Below are 14,445 nucleotides of genomic sequence, written 5' to 3'. Positions count from 1 at the left end.
TCGAAAAAAATGCCTGGCTAACCGGCAAACCGCTGGCTGGCAAAAACGACTGTGGGCTGAACAAGCCCGACAAGTCGCCCCACGATGAAACTGAGCTATGTAGCGCGCGAGCCCCACCAGAGTTCTGCGCTACAAGCTGGAATGAATATTAACATCAAATGAGAATCAATCTCAAGTAATTTGCAAAAAAGCGCAGATTTCTTTGCGCCCTAGACAGGGCTCGCTATTAGTGGCATTGCAGCACCATCCTGGCTCGCTCAAAGCGGCGCTCGCGCAGATCGTCACGTCGTATCCACAAGTAAAACTGGCCGTCATCACCCCAGTTGAGGCCACCTTTTTCATCGCTGCCGATTTGCAGCAGCAGCAACCAGTCCGTGGCCGTATCCCGCACGCTCTGCAAGGCAGGGTCGCTGTAAGTCTGTGCATTACCGCAGTAATGGCCTGCGGCCACCAGCGCACATTGCGTCTGCATATCACTTTGCACAGGCGTGGGCCAGCCCCCTACACGGTGGCAGCCGGCGTCCTCGCCATCCGTGCTGGCTCCGTTTTCAGCCTCGTCCAGCCACCAGTCGACAAAGGCGTCATTCTGCGCATCCGACAGGTCTAGGTTCAAAGACTCCCACTGCGCAGACTCCATGGGCAAGGGGGTGCAACAGGCGTGCAGCTCGCAAGCCAGTGCGGGCGTCTGCCATTGCTCAGGCAGACCTTGCAATATCGGGGGCAGGTCACGCCGCTCCAGCATTGCTGCATCCTCATGGAACAGCACCGCCACTGCACAGGCATCGGCCGGGTCGTAGCCCCAGGGCTGCTCCACCAGATCAAAAAAGACACTGAGCACCCCCTCTTGCGGGAAGTCCTCATCCACCGGGCCTGCCGCACGCAGCTGTGCGAAATTGATCTGCGCCAAGAAGTTCAGAGGAAATGGATTTTCCAGTCGCTCAATATGCTGTAAAGCTTCTTCTCGAATGGCCTGCGCCTGCTCTGGCTTGGCCCAGCGCCACCGGCTATCAGGCGCCGCACTGTCTTCTTTGTGTGACTTCACACGCTGGTGATGATCTGGGTAGCGCACCCGCTGTGGCCATGCCAGCGCAGCCGGCAAATCTGGGCGACCGCCCAGCTTGGTGAGGCCCAGTGCAATGCTCGCCTCGTCATCGACCTGATGTGTCTGCAGCCATACTGCGGGACGTGCCTGTGCTGCCAGTTGCTGCGCTATCTCGGCGTCCTCTAAGACTTCATCAATGGCCTGCGCGATTTCTTGCTTTTGGGAGTAGTTCACTACGGTGTGTCCTTAGCTGCCTTGAGAAGCCCACAGCATAAAGTGCTGCCGTGGCTTGCGCATGCTCTGCCAAGTAACACCGCCGTAACCATCGAGCCCGGCCCCATAAGCACAGGCCCAAGTCTTCACGCAGCAAGATATCTGCGGTCACCCATACCGTCTGGGGAATTCCCACCGATGCGACAACTCGCCCCGCGAAGACCTCAATGCTCCAGCATCGATGCCGGAGACTCGCTGTCCATCACATCCTGCGCCCAAGGGGCCAACTTGCAGGCATCAGCCCGCAGCACTTCTTGCTTGACCGCCAGAATCTGCGCGGGGTGCATGGAAAAGCTGCGCAGACCCAAGCCCAGCAGCAGCCGGGTCATGCTCAGGTCACCAGCCATTTCACCGCATACACACACCTCTTTGCCTGCAACGTTGGCAGCCGCGATCACCTCGGCCACCAGCCGTAGCACGGCAGGGTGCATGGGGTCGTAGAGATGGGCGACGGCTTCATCAGCACGGTCAATTGCCAGCGTGTACTGGATCAAGTCATTGGTCCCGATGGACAGGAAGTCGAAATACTTTAAGAAGCTGCGCACCATCAGCGCAGCAGCCGGTATCTCAATCATGGCGCCCAGCTTGACTTGCCCCCATTGGACACCCCGCGCATCTAGCTCGCTTTGGGCTTGGCGCAACTGGGCCAAGGTTTGCTCAATCTCGCTTTTATGCGCCAACATGGGAAAGAGCAACTTCACCGGGCCATGTACTGCAGCGCGCAAAATGGCACGCAACTGGGTGCGGAACATGACTGGGTCGGCAAGGCTCCAGCGAATGGCGCGCAGCCCCAACGCGGGGTTCAAGTAATAGTCCTTGGGCTGGGCCTTATCCAGCGGCTTGTCGGCCCCCACATCCAGCGTGCGAATGGTGATGGGCATGCCTTGCATGCTGCTAATTACCTCGCAATAGGCGCGATATTGCTCGTCTTCGCCGGGCAGGTTGCCGCTGCGACCCATGAACAGAAATTCGGTACGAAACAGCCCCACGCCCACCGCCCCAGCACGCACAGCCGCCGCACCATCGCTGGGCTGCTCAATATTGGCCAGCAGCTCTACACGCTGCCCATCCATAGTGAGTGCTGGCGTGTAGCGTAGTCTTGCCAAGCGCTCACGCTCGAGCTCATTTTGACGCTGGCGAAAGCTGTACTCCTCCAAAATGATGGGCGTGGGGTCCACGATGACCACACCCTCATTGCCATCGATGATGACCCAGTCGTCTTGGCGAATCAGCTGACTGGCCGCACGCGCACCGACCACAGCAGGAATATCCATGCTGCGCGCCACAATCGCGGTGTGGCTGGTCTTACCGCCCACAGCGGTAATGAAGCCTACAAACACCTTCCTCTTGAACTGCAGCATGTCTGCTGGCGACAGGTCTTGCGCCACCAGCACCAGCGGGGTTTCCACTGCGGCATCCAGCGGCAACTGCTGCCCACTTTGCGGGGCAATCAGCTGCGGTATGGGGCTTGCCGCGCCCTTCATGTGACGCAGAATTCGCTCGACTACCTGCTCCAGATCGGCCTTGCGCTCGCGCAGATACTCGTCGTCCATTTCATCGAACTGGCGCGAGATGATTTCAAGCTGCGTGGTCAGCGCCCATTCGGCGTTGTAGAGGCGGTCCGTGATCCAGTGGCGAATGGCCTCGGCCAGCGCATGGTCCTGCAGCAGCATTAAATGCACTTCCAGCAGCGCATCTAACTCGCCCGGAGCATCTTTCGGTATTTCTTCCTGCAAGCGGCGCAGTTCATCAATCACCGCATCGCGTGCTACGCGGGCACGCAGGATTTCCGCCTCCACCTGATCGGGACGAATGAAGTAGTGCACCACGTCCATACGACTGGAGGCCACAACGACCGCGCGCCCAATGGCAATACCTCGGGAAACAGCCAAACCGTGGATGGAAAATGTCATAGCGAATGCCCTTTCGCGAATTTTGCGATTGCTTTTGCTGACTTTTTGCTCTTATTTCTGCAGCGTATAGCGGCCGATTTTGTTGCAATACAGCACGAAAACAGCCTAAATATCAAGCGTACACGTCACCGTCCGCTATCAAAATATCTTAACGCCGAGCCGCCAGCACTGCTCGCGTCAGCGTTTACTGACCTTCGCCAAATTTGTCGTTAATCAAGGCAATCAGCGCATCCATCGCCTCTTGCTCTTGCTCGCCGTCGGTTTCCATCTCTACCTCGGAGCCAATGCCGGCAGCCAACATCATCACGCCCATGATGCTTTTGGCATTGATGCGGCGCTCCCCCTTGGTCAGCCAAACCTCGCAGGGGTAGCTGCCTGCGAGCTTGGTGAGCTTGGCCGATGCGCGGGCATGCAGGCCTAATTTATTGCTGATGGTTATTTTGGTCTTGATCATTTGAAGTTCGTGCGCTTTGATTTTGTCTTGAACTACTGGCGACTTGCATCACCCCTTGACTACCGCCCACCATGGCGCGGGCAACCAAAGCGTCCAGTGGTTCATGCCGATAGCTGATGGAGCGCAAAAGCATGGGCAAGTTCACCCCCGCCACCAGCCTTGCCTGCAACAGTCCCGTCAGGCGCTGGGCAACGTTGCAGGGCGTGGCCCCAAACAAGTCGGTTAGCACCAGTGTGGGCGCCTCCAGCCCGCCGTGGGCTACCAGCATGGCCAGAGCGCGCTCCAGCGTGGCTTCGGGCGCCTCTGTCGCCGGCACATCCAGAGCCAGCAAGTCGTGCGCGCTATCGGCAAACACATGCAAAGCGCATTCGCGCAATGCCGCAGCCAGTGGGGCGTGGGTGAGCAAGAGGATGCGCGCAGTCATGTAATTACAGTTCTTAAGAGTAAATTATGGCGCGTTGGCATCGCAATCCAAGCTAATGAGGCCGCTGAAGCACAAAGTCATGATTGGAGTACACCTTTATTGCAACAGCAAGCCTGAAAAAAACATTTCAGCCGCCACAGGCTGGGCCTTATCGCCATAAATCACAGCGTGGTAAACGCGTGCACTGGCGCCTTCAAGTCGCGCAAACCATACGCTATGGGCTACGATTTTCTGGTCCTTGGGACTAACGCCCTCAAACGTTACGCGTACAGACTGCGGAAGATTCAACGCACCTTTAGGCACCCAAAGCCCATCATCCTTAGCATTGAGCTTTTTGGCTGTACCGGTTTCATTGCCTGCACCCTCGTTAGACCTAAGCTGTGCAAGCACCACCTTCTGCCAATTCGCTAATGTCTGCGCCGCGGCAGCTGGCTCAGCAACCGAAAAATTCGAAACGGCATAGGTCGCGCCTTGTGCCTCGCAACCCAAAACGGACATCTGTACCTGACCCATGCCCAAATCCACCGGGCGACTGGCCGCCTGTGGATCACAAGGCAGCATCACCTGTAGCGGAGCATCTTTCAATTGCACCGTGCGCCAGTTCAGCGCAGGACTACAGGCAGGCAGCAGCAGCCCACACATGGCAAGCGCTGCAGCAACGTTGAGTCCTGTTTTCTTCATGGCTCATTATCAGCAGCCGTTACGTGCTGACTTATCACGCATGGATAGGGAAGACCCGTGGATTCAGGCCCAAACCTGAACTTTTGCGGCACTTAAAGCTCCAATAACCAGATCAGCAAGCTGCTGATGTTTTGTGCACAATCAATCACTATGGCAAGCAAACATTGGATCGCAGGCGTTGTGGTCGCCACCGTTATTGGCGTCGGTGCTTTGATTTATTCAAACACTGGGCAAACAACAGCCCCTCAATCAACCTTTGTGTTGCTAGACGGCAGTCAAAAAACCACAAATGACTTTAAAGGCAAGGTAACGCTGGTTAACTTCTGGGCGACCAGCTGCACGAGTTGCGTCGCTGAGATGCCAGAACTCATCAGCACCCACCAAAAGTACCAAGCCAAGGGTTTTGACACAATGGCCGTCGCCATGAGCTACGACCCGCCCAGCTATGTGGTGAACTTTGCTCAATCGCGCAAGCTACCCTTTAGCGTCGCTTTGGATAACACCGGTAGCGTGGCAAAGGCTTGGGGCGATGTGAAGCTGACCCCGTCGACCTTCATCGTCAACAAGCGCGGCGAGATTGTGAAGAGCTATATCGGTGCACCGAATTTTGTGGAGCTGCACAAGCTGATTGAAAAGCTACTGGCCGAGCCTGCCAGCGTCTGAGTCTCGACTTCCAAAAACATAGCTACTTGTGCTTATACCTTTTTGATCTCAGAGTGAAATTGCTCTGAAATCTCATCTATATACAAACACAAGAAGCTCACAAAAAAACCGGCAATGCCGGTTTTTTTGACTGTTCAATATAAGGACAGCAATTACTTGTTGCGGAAGCTGTCGTGGCAGCTTTTGCAGCTATTCGCTGCCGGGCCAAAGGCAGTCTTGAGGTTATCCAGATTACCGGTTTTGGCTGCGGCGTTGAGCTTGGCGACTTCGGCCTCCATCTTGCCGCTCAAATCGTGAAATTTGGCCTGCTCTTTCCACACTTCAGGCTTAGCCTTGCCGCCTTCAGTACCCGCAGCAAAGCCCGCCCACGGTAGCTTGGACATAAAGGCCACCACTTCAGCACTTTCCTGCGCACTCTTGGCATCAAAAGGGGCTCTGCCATTGGCCATGGCACCCAATCGGCTGAAGTGTGTGCCTAATACGCTCAACGCGCTTTGGCGGTACTTGATGGCGTCTTCGGATTTGGCAAATTGCGCCGAGGCAGGTAAGGCCGCGCTGGCAAGCACCACCGCCAGAACCAGGGTAGAGAAAGCTTTCATCGGGGTTTCCTTTCTTGGATCAACAACATGCCGCAGAAGGCGGCCTGAGCAGTATGGCAGACGAGGATAGAAATGCACCTTGCGTCATAGGTTGGGTTTGCAGCCCGCCAATGCACAATGCTTGTAACCGCCCGCTAGGAGTAATGCCATGACACAAGCCGCGACACCTGCCCCAGCCACCCGCTTTAAAGTTCGCATCTGGGACCTGCCTACCCGACTTTTTCACTGGCTTCTCGCTGTATGCATTGTGGCGCTCGTGGTCACCGCCAAGCTAGGCGGTAATGCGATGAACTGGCATTTGATCTTGGGGCAGGTCGTGCTGGCCTTGCTGATCTTTCGACTTCTCTGGGGCTTGGTCGGCGGATACTGGTCGCGCTTTGGCAGTTTTATTCCATCGCCAGTGGCATTGAAACGCTATGTGCGCGGCGAATCCACTACCCAAGACCGAGCCGGACACAACCCGCTTGGAGCACTTTCCGTCATTGCCATGCTCATGGTTTTGATAGCACAGATCGCAAGCGGACTAATGAGTGATGATGAAATTGCCTTCAGTGGGCCTTTAACCCGCTTTGTCTCTGGCGAGCTTATCTCTCAAGCCACCAACTACCACGCCCACTGGGGGCAATATCTGATTTATGGCTTGATCGCCCTGCACTTGCTGGCCGTCATTGGCTACAGTTTCAAGGGACACAAATTAGTGCCCGCCATGGTGACAGGAGACAAGCTGTTAAATGAGCCCGCCACGCCTGCACACGACAGTGCTGGTACCAGACTGCTGGCTGCCGTGTTGGCAGTCATCGCCAGCGGCGCATCTTGGTGGATTTATCAATTGGGGCATAGCGCGGCTTTCTGAGGGCTTACACAACCACTCCCACTTAAGCCATGCTGCGCGCTTACCGCTACACTGATTCTTCCTTCATTACTGCTAAGTGGCCGTGGACAAGACTGTCGTGGACTTGCTGATTCCCACAAAGGAAGACATGCACCTCGTGCGTGAAATCTTCCAAGAATATGCGGACAGCCTGAGCATTGATCTGCAAACTCAAGAGTTTGAAGCCGAACTCGCCGGGCTTCCCGGCGTATATGCCCAGCCTCGTGGACAGATTTTGCTAACCCAGGTGGACGGAGTTATTACTGGCTGCTGCGCCTTACGCCCCTTCGACAATTGGGATGATTGTGACTACCCCAACGCAGCTGAAATGAAGCGTTTGTATGTGCGCAAAGCTTTTCGCGGCCTTGGACTGGGTCGCCAGCTCGTAGAGGCCGCGCTCGATACCGCCCGCCAAGCCGGCTACGACCATGTGCTGCTCGACACACTGGATGATATGGAAGCGGCCCGATCTCTTTATGAAGACTTGGGTTTTGAATCTATCCCGCCCTACTACCACAGCCCGTTTTCAGGGACTCATTACCTCAAAGCATCTTTGCTGTAACCGTTCTCGCAAACAGACGCTTGAACAAAAAAGGCATCCGAATTTGCATTCGGATGCCTTGTATAGGCTCAGCCCTTGTGAAGACTGTGCTTAAGCCGCTGGGCCAGCCTGGTTAGGCTGCAGATACTGCAAGCCTTGCAGCTCCATCCTCGCCCCTTTCGTTCCATTGACGGCATAGGAAAGTGCATGGGTCAAGCTATCGGCAAAGCTACCTTTGTAGAGTTTAGAGCCTTGATGCGAGAGATTAGAGTTGGCGTCGACATAGATGTGCTCCCCCATGCCGCTCCAAAGACGACAAAAACCATAGTCCTCAGAAAGATAGCGGCGCGTTACCGGGTCCACCATCACATCAAAGAAACGGTAGTGCAGGCCCTTGTCCTCAACACCAACGCTGTCTGGCATGTACTGCAACTCAGGGTAGTGCTTGATCATTCGTTCAAACACATTGCGTTTGATGACCATAAAGCCTGTTGGCGCTTCCTCTAGCTTCAAAAAGCCATCAGGCAACACATCCATGTTGATACAACCATCGTCATTCGCACTGGTGTTGACCGTGTAATGCGCATGTCGCACCAAAATTTCTTCGGCACTCAGCCCCTCAGTGGCAGCACCCATCTCAGCCGGCCAACGATCGCGTTTGAGCGGATACACACCAGCAGCTACGTCGTAGTTACTCAAAAGCAAGCGCAATGCAGCCTGCGCAGAAAAACCAATATCAGAGTCAATCCAGAAAAGGTGTGTCCAATTCGGATTAGCCAGAAAATCGGCCACGCAGTTGTTTCGAGCTCGGGTGATTAGACTCTCACCACGATGCAGATAAACATCCAGCGGCATTCCACACTCTCGCGCGGCGCTGGAAATGTTCATCAAGGAAATCACATAGTTATGGAAATACTTGCCGTCGTGACTGGGTGTCACCACGACGGGATGCATATCCTTAAGGGCTGAGATATCCAGCATAGGCGCTTATCAGGCCTTGGCTTGAGCCAGCATCGTGCCAGCGTCGCTGACTTCAAACTTGCCGGGGCCTTCCACATTCAGCGTGGCGACCTTGCCATCCTTGACCAGCATGGAGAAGCGGTTAGCACGCAAACCCAGGCCCTTGCCGTTGAGGTCCAGAGTCAGGCCTGTCGCCTTGGCAAAAGCAGCATCGCCGTCGGCGATCATGCGTACCTTGTCACCAGCCTTCTGATCACGTCCCCAAGCGCCCATGACAAAAGCGTCATTGACAGACAAACACCAGATTTCATCAACGCCTGCAGCCTTGAACTCTTGTGCTTGGGCGATATAGCCAGGCAGGTGCTTTTCGGAGCATGTGGGCGTAAAAGCGCCGGGCACAGCGAATAGAGCAATCGTTTTCCCGGCCAGTGCTTCAGGCAGCTTTACGGGATTGGGGCCAAGGCTGCAACCATTGCCTTCGACTTCCACGTATTCCATCAAGGTCACTGCGGGCAGGGCATCACCAACTTTAATCATGACTATCTCCTTAGTTGCAAAGCATGGCCGCACATACAGCGGCCCAAATAAAAAAACGACCCACTATTGTGGGTCGTTTTTAAGGGCTATGCAGCCGGGAAAGCCAGTTAAAGCTTAAACCAGACCAGCCTTTTGAACCAAACGGGTAGCAACCCAGTTCTTGGTCTTGGAGAGAGGACGGCTCTCGGTGATTTCAACCACGTCACCCGTCTTGTACTCACCTTGCTCGTCATGAGCGTGGTACTTGCTCGACTTGATCATGATCTTGTCGTAGATAGGGTGCTTGACGCGGCGTTCAACCAGAACGGTCACAGTCTTAGTGCGCTTGTCGCTAACGACCTTGCCAATCAAGGTGCGCTTGAGGGATGTTTTAGCTTCCGTCATGTCGGCTCCTTACTTGGCGGCTTGCTTTTCAGCAAGAATGGTCTTGGCACGAGCGATATCGCGGCGAGTAGCCTTGATAGTCGACGTATTGCCCAGTTGTTGCGTGGCTTTTTGCATGCGCAAACCGAAATGAGCCTTTTGCAAGGACTTCACTTCAGCTTCCAGACCAGCCACGTCTTTTTGGCGGAGTTCAGCAGATTTAGTCATGTTGATCTCCTTAAGCACCAATGTGACGGGACACGAAGGTCGTGCGCAGTGGCAGCTTTGCAGCAGCCAAGCGGAACGCTTCACGGGCCAGCTCTTCAGGCACGCCTACGATTTCGTAGATCACCTTACCGGGCTGAATTTCGGCCACGTAATACTCGGGGTTGCCCTTACCGTTACCCATACGCACTTCTGCGGGCTTGGTAGAGATTGGCTTGTCCGGGAACACGCGGATCCAGATACGACCACCACGCTTAACGTGACGGGAAATCGCACGACGTGCGGCTTCGATCTGGCGGGCCGTCAGGCGGCCACGGTCAGTAGACTTCAGGCCGAAGTCACCGAAAGCAACGGCGTTACCGCGCGTTGCAATACCGGTGTTGCGACCCTTTTGCTCCTTGCGATATTTGCGGCGAGCAGGTTGCAGCATCTTTATTCTCCTTTACCGTCCGCTGCAGCTGCAGCGGGCGCGTCAGTCTTACGAACGCGCTTAACGGAATCAGCACCAGCGCCTGCAGGCTTGTCGCTACCGTCAGCGGGAGCGGCATTGGTGCCAGCGGGGCGACGGCCACCACGGCCTGCGCCATCACGGCTATCACGGCGACCATCGCGGCGAGGGCCACGTGGACGACGCTCGTCGTCAGGACGAGGAGTCTCAACGGCGGGCAGGTCGTTACGGCCCAAGGTATCACCCTTGTAGACCCAGACCTTCACACCGATGATGCCGTATGTCGTCTTGGCTTCAGAGAAACCATAGTCGATGTCAGCACGCAGTGTATGCAATGGCACGCGGCCTTCACGGTACCACTCGGTACGAGCAATTTCGATACCGTTCAGACGACCGGAAGACATGATCTTGATGCCTTGAGCACCCAGACGCATGGCGTTCTGCATAGCACGCTTCATGGCGCGGCGGAACATGATGCGCTTTTCCAACTGCTGGCAGATGGAATCAGCGATCAGCTTCGCATCGATTTCAGGCTTGCGCACTTCTTCGATGTTCACAGCAACTGGCACGCCCAGACGAGCAGTGAGTTCCTTCTTCAAGGCCTCAATGTCTTCGCCCTTCTTACCGATCACAACACCAGGACGAGCCGAGAAGATCGTGATACGGGCGCTCTTTGCAGGACGCTCGATCACAACGCGTGCAACAGCAGCGTTCTTCAGCTTAGCCTTCAGGTACTCACGCACCTTGATGTCTTCAGCCAGCATGCCCGCGAAGTCACGGTTGCTTGCGTACCAACGGCTTGCCCAGTTACGGCTGACCGCCAGACGGAAGCCGGTAGGATGGATTTTCTGTCCCATATTCTTCCTTAAGGCCTCAGTTACCGACTGTCACGTAGATGTGGCAGGTAGGCTTGCTGATGCGGTTGCCGCGGCCCTTGGCGCGAGCGGTAAAACGCTTGAGCGTGGTGCCTTGCTCGACGTAGATGGTCGTAACCTTCAGATCGTCGATGTCAGCGCCGTCATTGTGCTCAGCGTTAGCGATAGCGGATTCCAGAACCTTCTTCAGGATCACAGCAGCTTTTTTCTGTGTGAACTGGAGAATGTTCAAGGCTTGATCCACCTTCTTGCCGCGGATTAGATCCGCGACCAGGCGACCCTTGTCAACAGACAGGCGGACGCCACGGAGAACAGCACGTGTTTCAGACATGTTCTATTCCTTATTTCTTGGCTTTTTTGTCCGCTGGGTGACCCTTGAAGGTACGAGTCAGCGCGAATTCACCCAGCTTGTGGCCGACCATTTGGTCTGTCACATAGACTGGCACGTGTTGCTTGCCGTTGTGCACAGCAATGGTCAGGCCGATGAAATCGGGCAGAACCATCGAGCGACGCGACCAAGTCTTCACTGGCTTCTTATCCTTGGTAGCAACGGCCTTTTCGACCTTAGCCATCAAGTGATGGTCAACAAATGGGCCCTTTTTGAGAGAACGTGTCATTTGCTACCCCTTACTTTTTACGACGCGAGACAATCATTGTCTGTGTGCGCTTGTTGTTACGGGTACGGTAGCCCTTCGTCAAGTTGCCCCATGGGTCAACTGGGTGACGGCCTTCACCGGTCTTACCTTCACCACCACCGTGCGGGTGATCGACAGGATTCATGACCGTACCGCGGACGGTAGGACGAATACCCATCCAACGCTTCACACCGGCCTTGCCCAAACGGCGCAGGCTGTGTTCTTCGTTGGCGACTTCACCGATAGTGGCGCGGCACTCAATGTGCACCTTGCGAACTTCACCCGAACGCATACGCACTTGAGCGTAGATGCCTTCGCGAGCCAGCAGAGTGGCAGAGGTACCAGCCGAGCGAGCGATCTGAGCACCGGCACCGATTTTCAATTCGATGCAGTGGATAGTCGAGCCCACGGGGATGTTACGGATTGGCAGTGTGTTACCAACGCGGATAGGCGCGTCGGAGCCGCTGACAATCGTAGCGCCCACTTCCAGGTTGCGAGGAGCAATGACGTAGCGACGCTCGCCGTCTGCGTAGCACACCAAAGCGATGTGAGCAGTACGGTTTGGATCGTATTCAATGCGCTCGACCTTGGCGGGGATACCGTCCTTAGTGCGCTTGAAGTCAACCACGCGGTAGTGGTGCTTGTGACCACCGCCCTTATGGCGAACTGTAATGTGACCGTTGTTATTACGACCAGCCTTCTGGAACTGAGGCTCCAGCAGAGGGGCAAAGCCCTCACCCTTGTGCAGGTGGTCGCGAGAAATCTTGACCGCGCCGCGTTGGCCGGGGGTTGTAGGTTTGAGCTTAATAACAGCCATGATTACGCAGCCTCCCCAGACAGGTTCAGCTCTTGACCGGGCTTCAACATCACGTAAGCCTTGCGAACATTGTCGCGACGGCCAACGGTCTTGCCAAAACGCTTGGTCTTGCCCTTGGTGTTCACCACGGAGACGCCAGCCACTTCAACCTTGAACATCAATTCCACAGCGGCCTTGATTTCAAACTTGGTAGCGCTCTGCAGCACCTTGAACGTCACAGCATTGGACTGTTCAGCAACCATGGTGGCCTTTTCGGACACGATGGGAGCGACCAGCACTTGCATCAGACGGCCTTCGTCAAACTTGGTAGTGTTCATGCGAACATCTCCTTGAGTTTGTCGATCGCACCCTTGGTGATGAGCACTTTCTTGTAGTGCACCAGCGACACGGGGTCAGCATAGCGCGGCTCAACCACGAACACGTTCTTCAGATTGCGGGATGCCAGGTACAGGTTTTCGTCGATTTCTTCGGCGATCACCATTACCGACGTAGACAGGTTCATAGCTTTGAACTTGTCGGCCAGAACCTTGGTCTTGGGGGTATCCAGCGTCAGCGAATCCACAACTGCCAGACGACCTTCGCGGGCCAGCTGAGACAGGATGGAAGTCATACCAGCGCGGTACATCTTCTTGTTGATCTTCTGCGCGAAGTTTTCTTCAGGCAGATTTGGGAAGATGCGACCACCGCCACGCCACAGAGGCGAGGAGGTCATACCGGCACGTGCGCGGCCAGTACCCTTTTGTTTAAAAGGCTTGGCTGTGGAGTGACGAACTTGTTCACGATCCTTCTGGGCGCGAGTACCTTGACGTGCGTTGGCACGGTAGGCAGTCACCAGCTGGTGGACCAGATCTTCGTTGAATTCACGACCGAACACAGTTTCGGGAGCATCGAACTTCGATGCAGCCTGGCCTTGTTCATTCAGGAGTTCGAGCTGCATTAGTTCGCTCCTTTGGAAGCTTTAGCCTTGATCGCTGGACGCACGGAGACAAAGCCACCCTTAGCGCCGGGAATTGCACCCTTGATCAACAGCAGTTGACGTGCTTCGTCGATACGAACCACATCGAGGTTTTGAGTAGTGATGGTTTCATCACCCATGTGACCAGTCATCTTCTTACCGGGGAACACGCGACCTGGGTCTTGTGCCATACCGATCGAACCAGGCACATTGTGCGAACGGCTGTTACCGTGCGATGCGCGCTGCGACGAGAAGTTGTGACGCTTGATCGTGCCAGCGAAACCCTTACCGATGGAAGTGCCTTGCACGTCCACCTTCTGGCCAACGCTGAACAGTTCGGCCACAGGCAGAACGGCACCAGCGGCGTACTTGCCAGCGGTTTCATCAGTAACACGGAATTCGCGGGTCAGTTCACCGGCTTCAACGCCCGCCTTAGCGAGGTGGCCAGCAGCTGGCTTGGTCACGCGAGAAGCCTTGCGTGCACCGAACGTAACCTGCAGGGCCACGTAGCCATCGTTCTCTTGGGTTTTGATCTGGGTAACGCGGTTGTTAGAAACGTCCACTACTGTGACAGGCACTGAGTCCCCATCATCAGTAAACAGACGCATCATGCCAACCTTGCGACCCAGCAACCCCAGGGAGTTGCTCAGACTCATTTGTTTGCTCCAAAACTTTTGCCGCTGAAACTGCAATTGGCTCAGCGTTGCACGTCTACCTAGAAGGCTTAGCACACAAAAGAAGGTTAATAAAACTTCGCATCAAAGGCGAAGCCCCAAATTTTAACGCGAACTGCTTTTGCAAGCAAGTTCGCGTTAAAGAAAGACCTTAAAAGCCTCTTTCGAGGCTTTCAAAACTCTTATTGCAGCTTGATTTCGACGTCTACACCTGCGGGCAGGTCCAGCTTCATCAAAGCGTCAACAGTCTTGTCCGTAGGATCAACGATATCCATCAGACGCTGGTGCGTACGGATTTCGAACTGATCACGGCTGGTCTTGTTGACGTGAGGCGAACGCAGAATGTCGAAACGCTTCATGCGTGTTGGCAGGGGCACGGGACCCTTGACAATCGCACCAGTGCGCTTGGCAGTGTCAACGATTTCGGCAGCGGACTGGTCGATCAACTTGTAATCGAAAGCCTTCAGGCGGATGCGGATTTTTTGCTTGGACATT

Annotated in this window: 22 protein-coding genes; 3 read left to right on the top strand and 19 right to left on the bottom strand. The window is 55.3% G+C overall.

Annotated elements, in window-relative coordinates; all coding sequences use genetic code 11:
• Nucleotides 1-226: 226 nt before the first annotated feature.
• From KUF54_RS12805 to KUF54_RS12785, 5 genes are all read right to left on the bottom strand, one after another.
• On the bottom strand, nt 227-1,276 hold the full coding sequence (locus KUF54_RS12805) for a YwqG family protein (protein WP_219343191.1): 1,050 nt from the start codon (nt 1,274-1,276) through the stop codon (nt 227-229).
• A gap of 203 nt (nt 1,277-1,479) precedes the next feature.
• Complete coding sequence (gene ptsP / locus KUF54_RS12800) at nt 1,480-3,228, bottom strand: phosphoenolpyruvate--protein phosphotransferase (RefSeq protein ID WP_219343190.1); 1,749 nt, start codon at nt 3,226-3,228, stop codon at nt 1,480-1,482.
• A gap of 184 nt (nt 3,229-3,412) precedes the next feature.
• The gene (locus KUF54_RS12795; RefSeq protein ID WP_219343189.1) at nt 3,413-3,682 is read right to left on the bottom strand and encodes an HPr family phosphocarrier protein; all 270 of its coding nucleotides are present in this window, start codon (nt 3,680-3,682) and stop codon (nt 3,413-3,415) included.
• Nucleotides 3,651-4,106: a PTS sugar transporter subunit IIA gene (locus KUF54_RS12790; RefSeq protein WP_219343188.1), complete on the bottom strand. Its 456-nt coding sequence runs from the start codon at nt 4,104-4,106 to the stop codon at nt 3,651-3,653. The genes KUF54_RS12795 and KUF54_RS12790 overlap by 32 nt, the downstream gene beginning before the upstream one ends.
• 96 nt (nt 4,107-4,202) lie before the next feature.
• Nucleotides 4,203-4,787 carry a hypothetical protein gene (locus KUF54_RS12785; protein WP_219343187.1) on the bottom strand — a complete coding sequence of 195 codons (585 nt, stop codon included), beginning with the start codon at nt 4,785-4,787 and terminating at the stop codon, nt 4,203-4,205.
• 150 nt (nt 4,788-4,937) lie between these two features.
• Here KUF54_RS12785 and KUF54_RS12780 point away from each other — a divergent pair, with 150 nt between their 5' ends.
• Nucleotides 4,938-5,450 (top strand): TlpA disulfide reductase family protein, encoded by a 513-nt coding sequence (locus KUF54_RS12780; protein WP_219343186.1) that lies wholly within the window; start codon nt 4,938-4,940, stop codon nt 5,448-5,450.
• A 152-nt stretch (nt 5,451-5,602) separates the two neighbouring features.
• On the opposite strand, the gene KUF54_RS12775 is transcribed toward KUF54_RS12780, so the two are convergent.
• Nucleotides 5,603-6,049, bottom strand: coding sequence for a cytochrome c (locus KUF54_RS12775; RefSeq protein WP_219343185.1), 447 nt, complete (start codon nt 6,047-6,049; stop codon nt 5,603-5,605).
• A gap of 148 nt (nt 6,050-6,197) precedes the next feature.
• Here KUF54_RS12775 and KUF54_RS12770 point away from each other — a divergent pair, with 148 nt between their 5' ends.
• Nucleotides 6,198-6,902 (top strand): cytochrome b/b6 domain-containing protein, encoded by a 705-nt coding sequence (locus KUF54_RS12770; RefSeq protein ID WP_219343184.1) that lies wholly within the window; start codon nt 6,198-6,200, stop codon nt 6,900-6,902.
• 82 nt (nt 6,903-6,984) lie between these two features.
• Nucleotides 6,985-7,482, top strand: a complete 498-nt coding sequence (locus KUF54_RS12765) for a GNAT family N-acetyltransferase (protein WP_219343183.1) — start codon at nt 6,985-6,987, stop codon at nt 7,480-7,482.
• 90 nt (nt 7,483-7,572) lie between these two features.
• On the opposite strand, the gene KUF54_RS12760 is transcribed toward KUF54_RS12765, so the two are convergent.
• From KUF54_RS12760 to rpsJ, 13 genes are all read right to left on the bottom strand, one after another.
• Nucleotides 7,573-8,442 (bottom strand): hypothetical protein, encoded by an 870-nt coding sequence (locus KUF54_RS12760; RefSeq protein ID WP_219343182.1) that lies wholly within the window; start codon nt 8,440-8,442, stop codon nt 7,573-7,575.
• A gap of 9 nt (nt 8,443-8,451) precedes the next feature.
• Nucleotides 8,452-8,958, bottom strand: a complete 507-nt coding sequence (locus KUF54_RS12755; RefSeq protein WP_219343181.1) for a peroxiredoxin — start codon at nt 8,956-8,958, stop codon at nt 8,452-8,454.
• Between the two features lie 114 nt (nt 8,959-9,072).
• The gene (gene rpsQ, locus KUF54_RS12750) at nt 9,073-9,342 is read right to left on the bottom strand and encodes a 30S ribosomal protein S17 (RefSeq protein ID WP_219343180.1); all 270 of its coding nucleotides are present in this window, start codon (nt 9,340-9,342) and stop codon (nt 9,073-9,075) included.
• 9 nt (nt 9,343-9,351) lie between these two features.
• A complete protein-coding gene (rpmC, locus tag KUF54_RS12745) occupies nt 9,352-9,549 on the bottom strand; it encodes a 50S ribosomal protein L29 (RefSeq protein WP_219343179.1) in 198 nt (65 codons plus the stop codon).
• 10 nt (nt 9,550-9,559) lie between these two features.
• Nucleotides 9,560-9,976, bottom strand: coding sequence for a 50S ribosomal protein L16 (gene rplP, locus KUF54_RS12740; protein WP_219343178.1), 417 nt, complete (start codon nt 9,974-9,976; stop codon nt 9,560-9,562).
• Between the two features lie 2 nt (nt 9,977-9,978).
• Complete coding sequence (rpsC, locus tag KUF54_RS12735) at nt 9,979-10,851, bottom strand: 30S ribosomal protein S3 (RefSeq protein WP_099739884.1); 873 nt, start codon at nt 10,849-10,851, stop codon at nt 9,979-9,981.
• A gap of 16 nt (nt 10,852-10,867) precedes the next feature.
• Nucleotides 10,868-11,200, bottom strand: a complete 333-nt coding sequence (gene rplV / locus KUF54_RS12730; protein ID WP_099739883.1) for a 50S ribosomal protein L22 — start codon at nt 11,198-11,200, stop codon at nt 10,868-10,870.
• 10 nt (nt 11,201-11,210) lie between these two features.
• Nucleotides 11,211-11,486, bottom strand: coding sequence for a 30S ribosomal protein S19 (gene rpsS, locus KUF54_RS12725; RefSeq protein ID WP_219343177.1), 276 nt, complete (start codon nt 11,484-11,486; stop codon nt 11,211-11,213).
• 10 nt (nt 11,487-11,496) lie between these two features.
• Complete coding sequence (gene rplB / locus KUF54_RS12720; protein WP_219343176.1) at nt 11,497-12,321, bottom strand: 50S ribosomal protein L2; 825 nt, start codon at nt 12,319-12,321, stop codon at nt 11,497-11,499.
• A gap of 2 nt (nt 12,322-12,323) precedes the next feature.
• Nucleotides 12,324-12,638 carry a 50S ribosomal protein L23 gene (rplW, locus tag KUF54_RS12715; protein ID WP_219343175.1) on the bottom strand — a complete coding sequence of 105 codons (315 nt, stop codon included), beginning with the start codon at nt 12,636-12,638 and terminating at the stop codon, nt 12,324-12,326.
• Nucleotides 12,635-13,258 (bottom strand): 50S ribosomal protein L4, encoded by a 624-nt coding sequence (rplD, locus tag KUF54_RS12710; RefSeq protein WP_219343174.1) that lies wholly within the window; start codon nt 13,256-13,258, stop codon nt 12,635-12,637. The genes rplW and rplD overlap by 4 nt, the downstream gene beginning before the upstream one ends.
• The gene (rplC, locus tag KUF54_RS12705) at nt 13,258-13,932 is read right to left on the bottom strand and encodes a 50S ribosomal protein L3 (RefSeq protein WP_219343173.1); all 675 of its coding nucleotides are present in this window, start codon (nt 13,930-13,932) and stop codon (nt 13,258-13,260) included. Before rplC ends, rplD begins: the two co-directional genes overlap by 1 nt.
• Nucleotides 13,933-14,132: 200 nt before the next feature.
• Nucleotides 14,133-14,444: a 30S ribosomal protein S10 gene (gene rpsJ, locus KUF54_RS12700; protein ID WP_003059431.1), complete on the bottom strand. Its 312-nt coding sequence runs from the start codon at nt 14,442-14,444 to the stop codon at nt 14,133-14,135.
• Nucleotide 14,445: the final 1 nt, after the last annotated feature.

Origin of the sequence: Comamonas sp. Y33R10-2 (genome assembly GCF_019355935.1) — a bacterium.
In the GTDB taxonomy this organism is placed as follows: Bacteria; Pseudomonadota; Gammaproteobacteria; order Burkholderiales; family Burkholderiaceae_C; genus Comamonas.
This window is presented reverse-complemented; position numbering and strand designations above follow the sequence as displayed.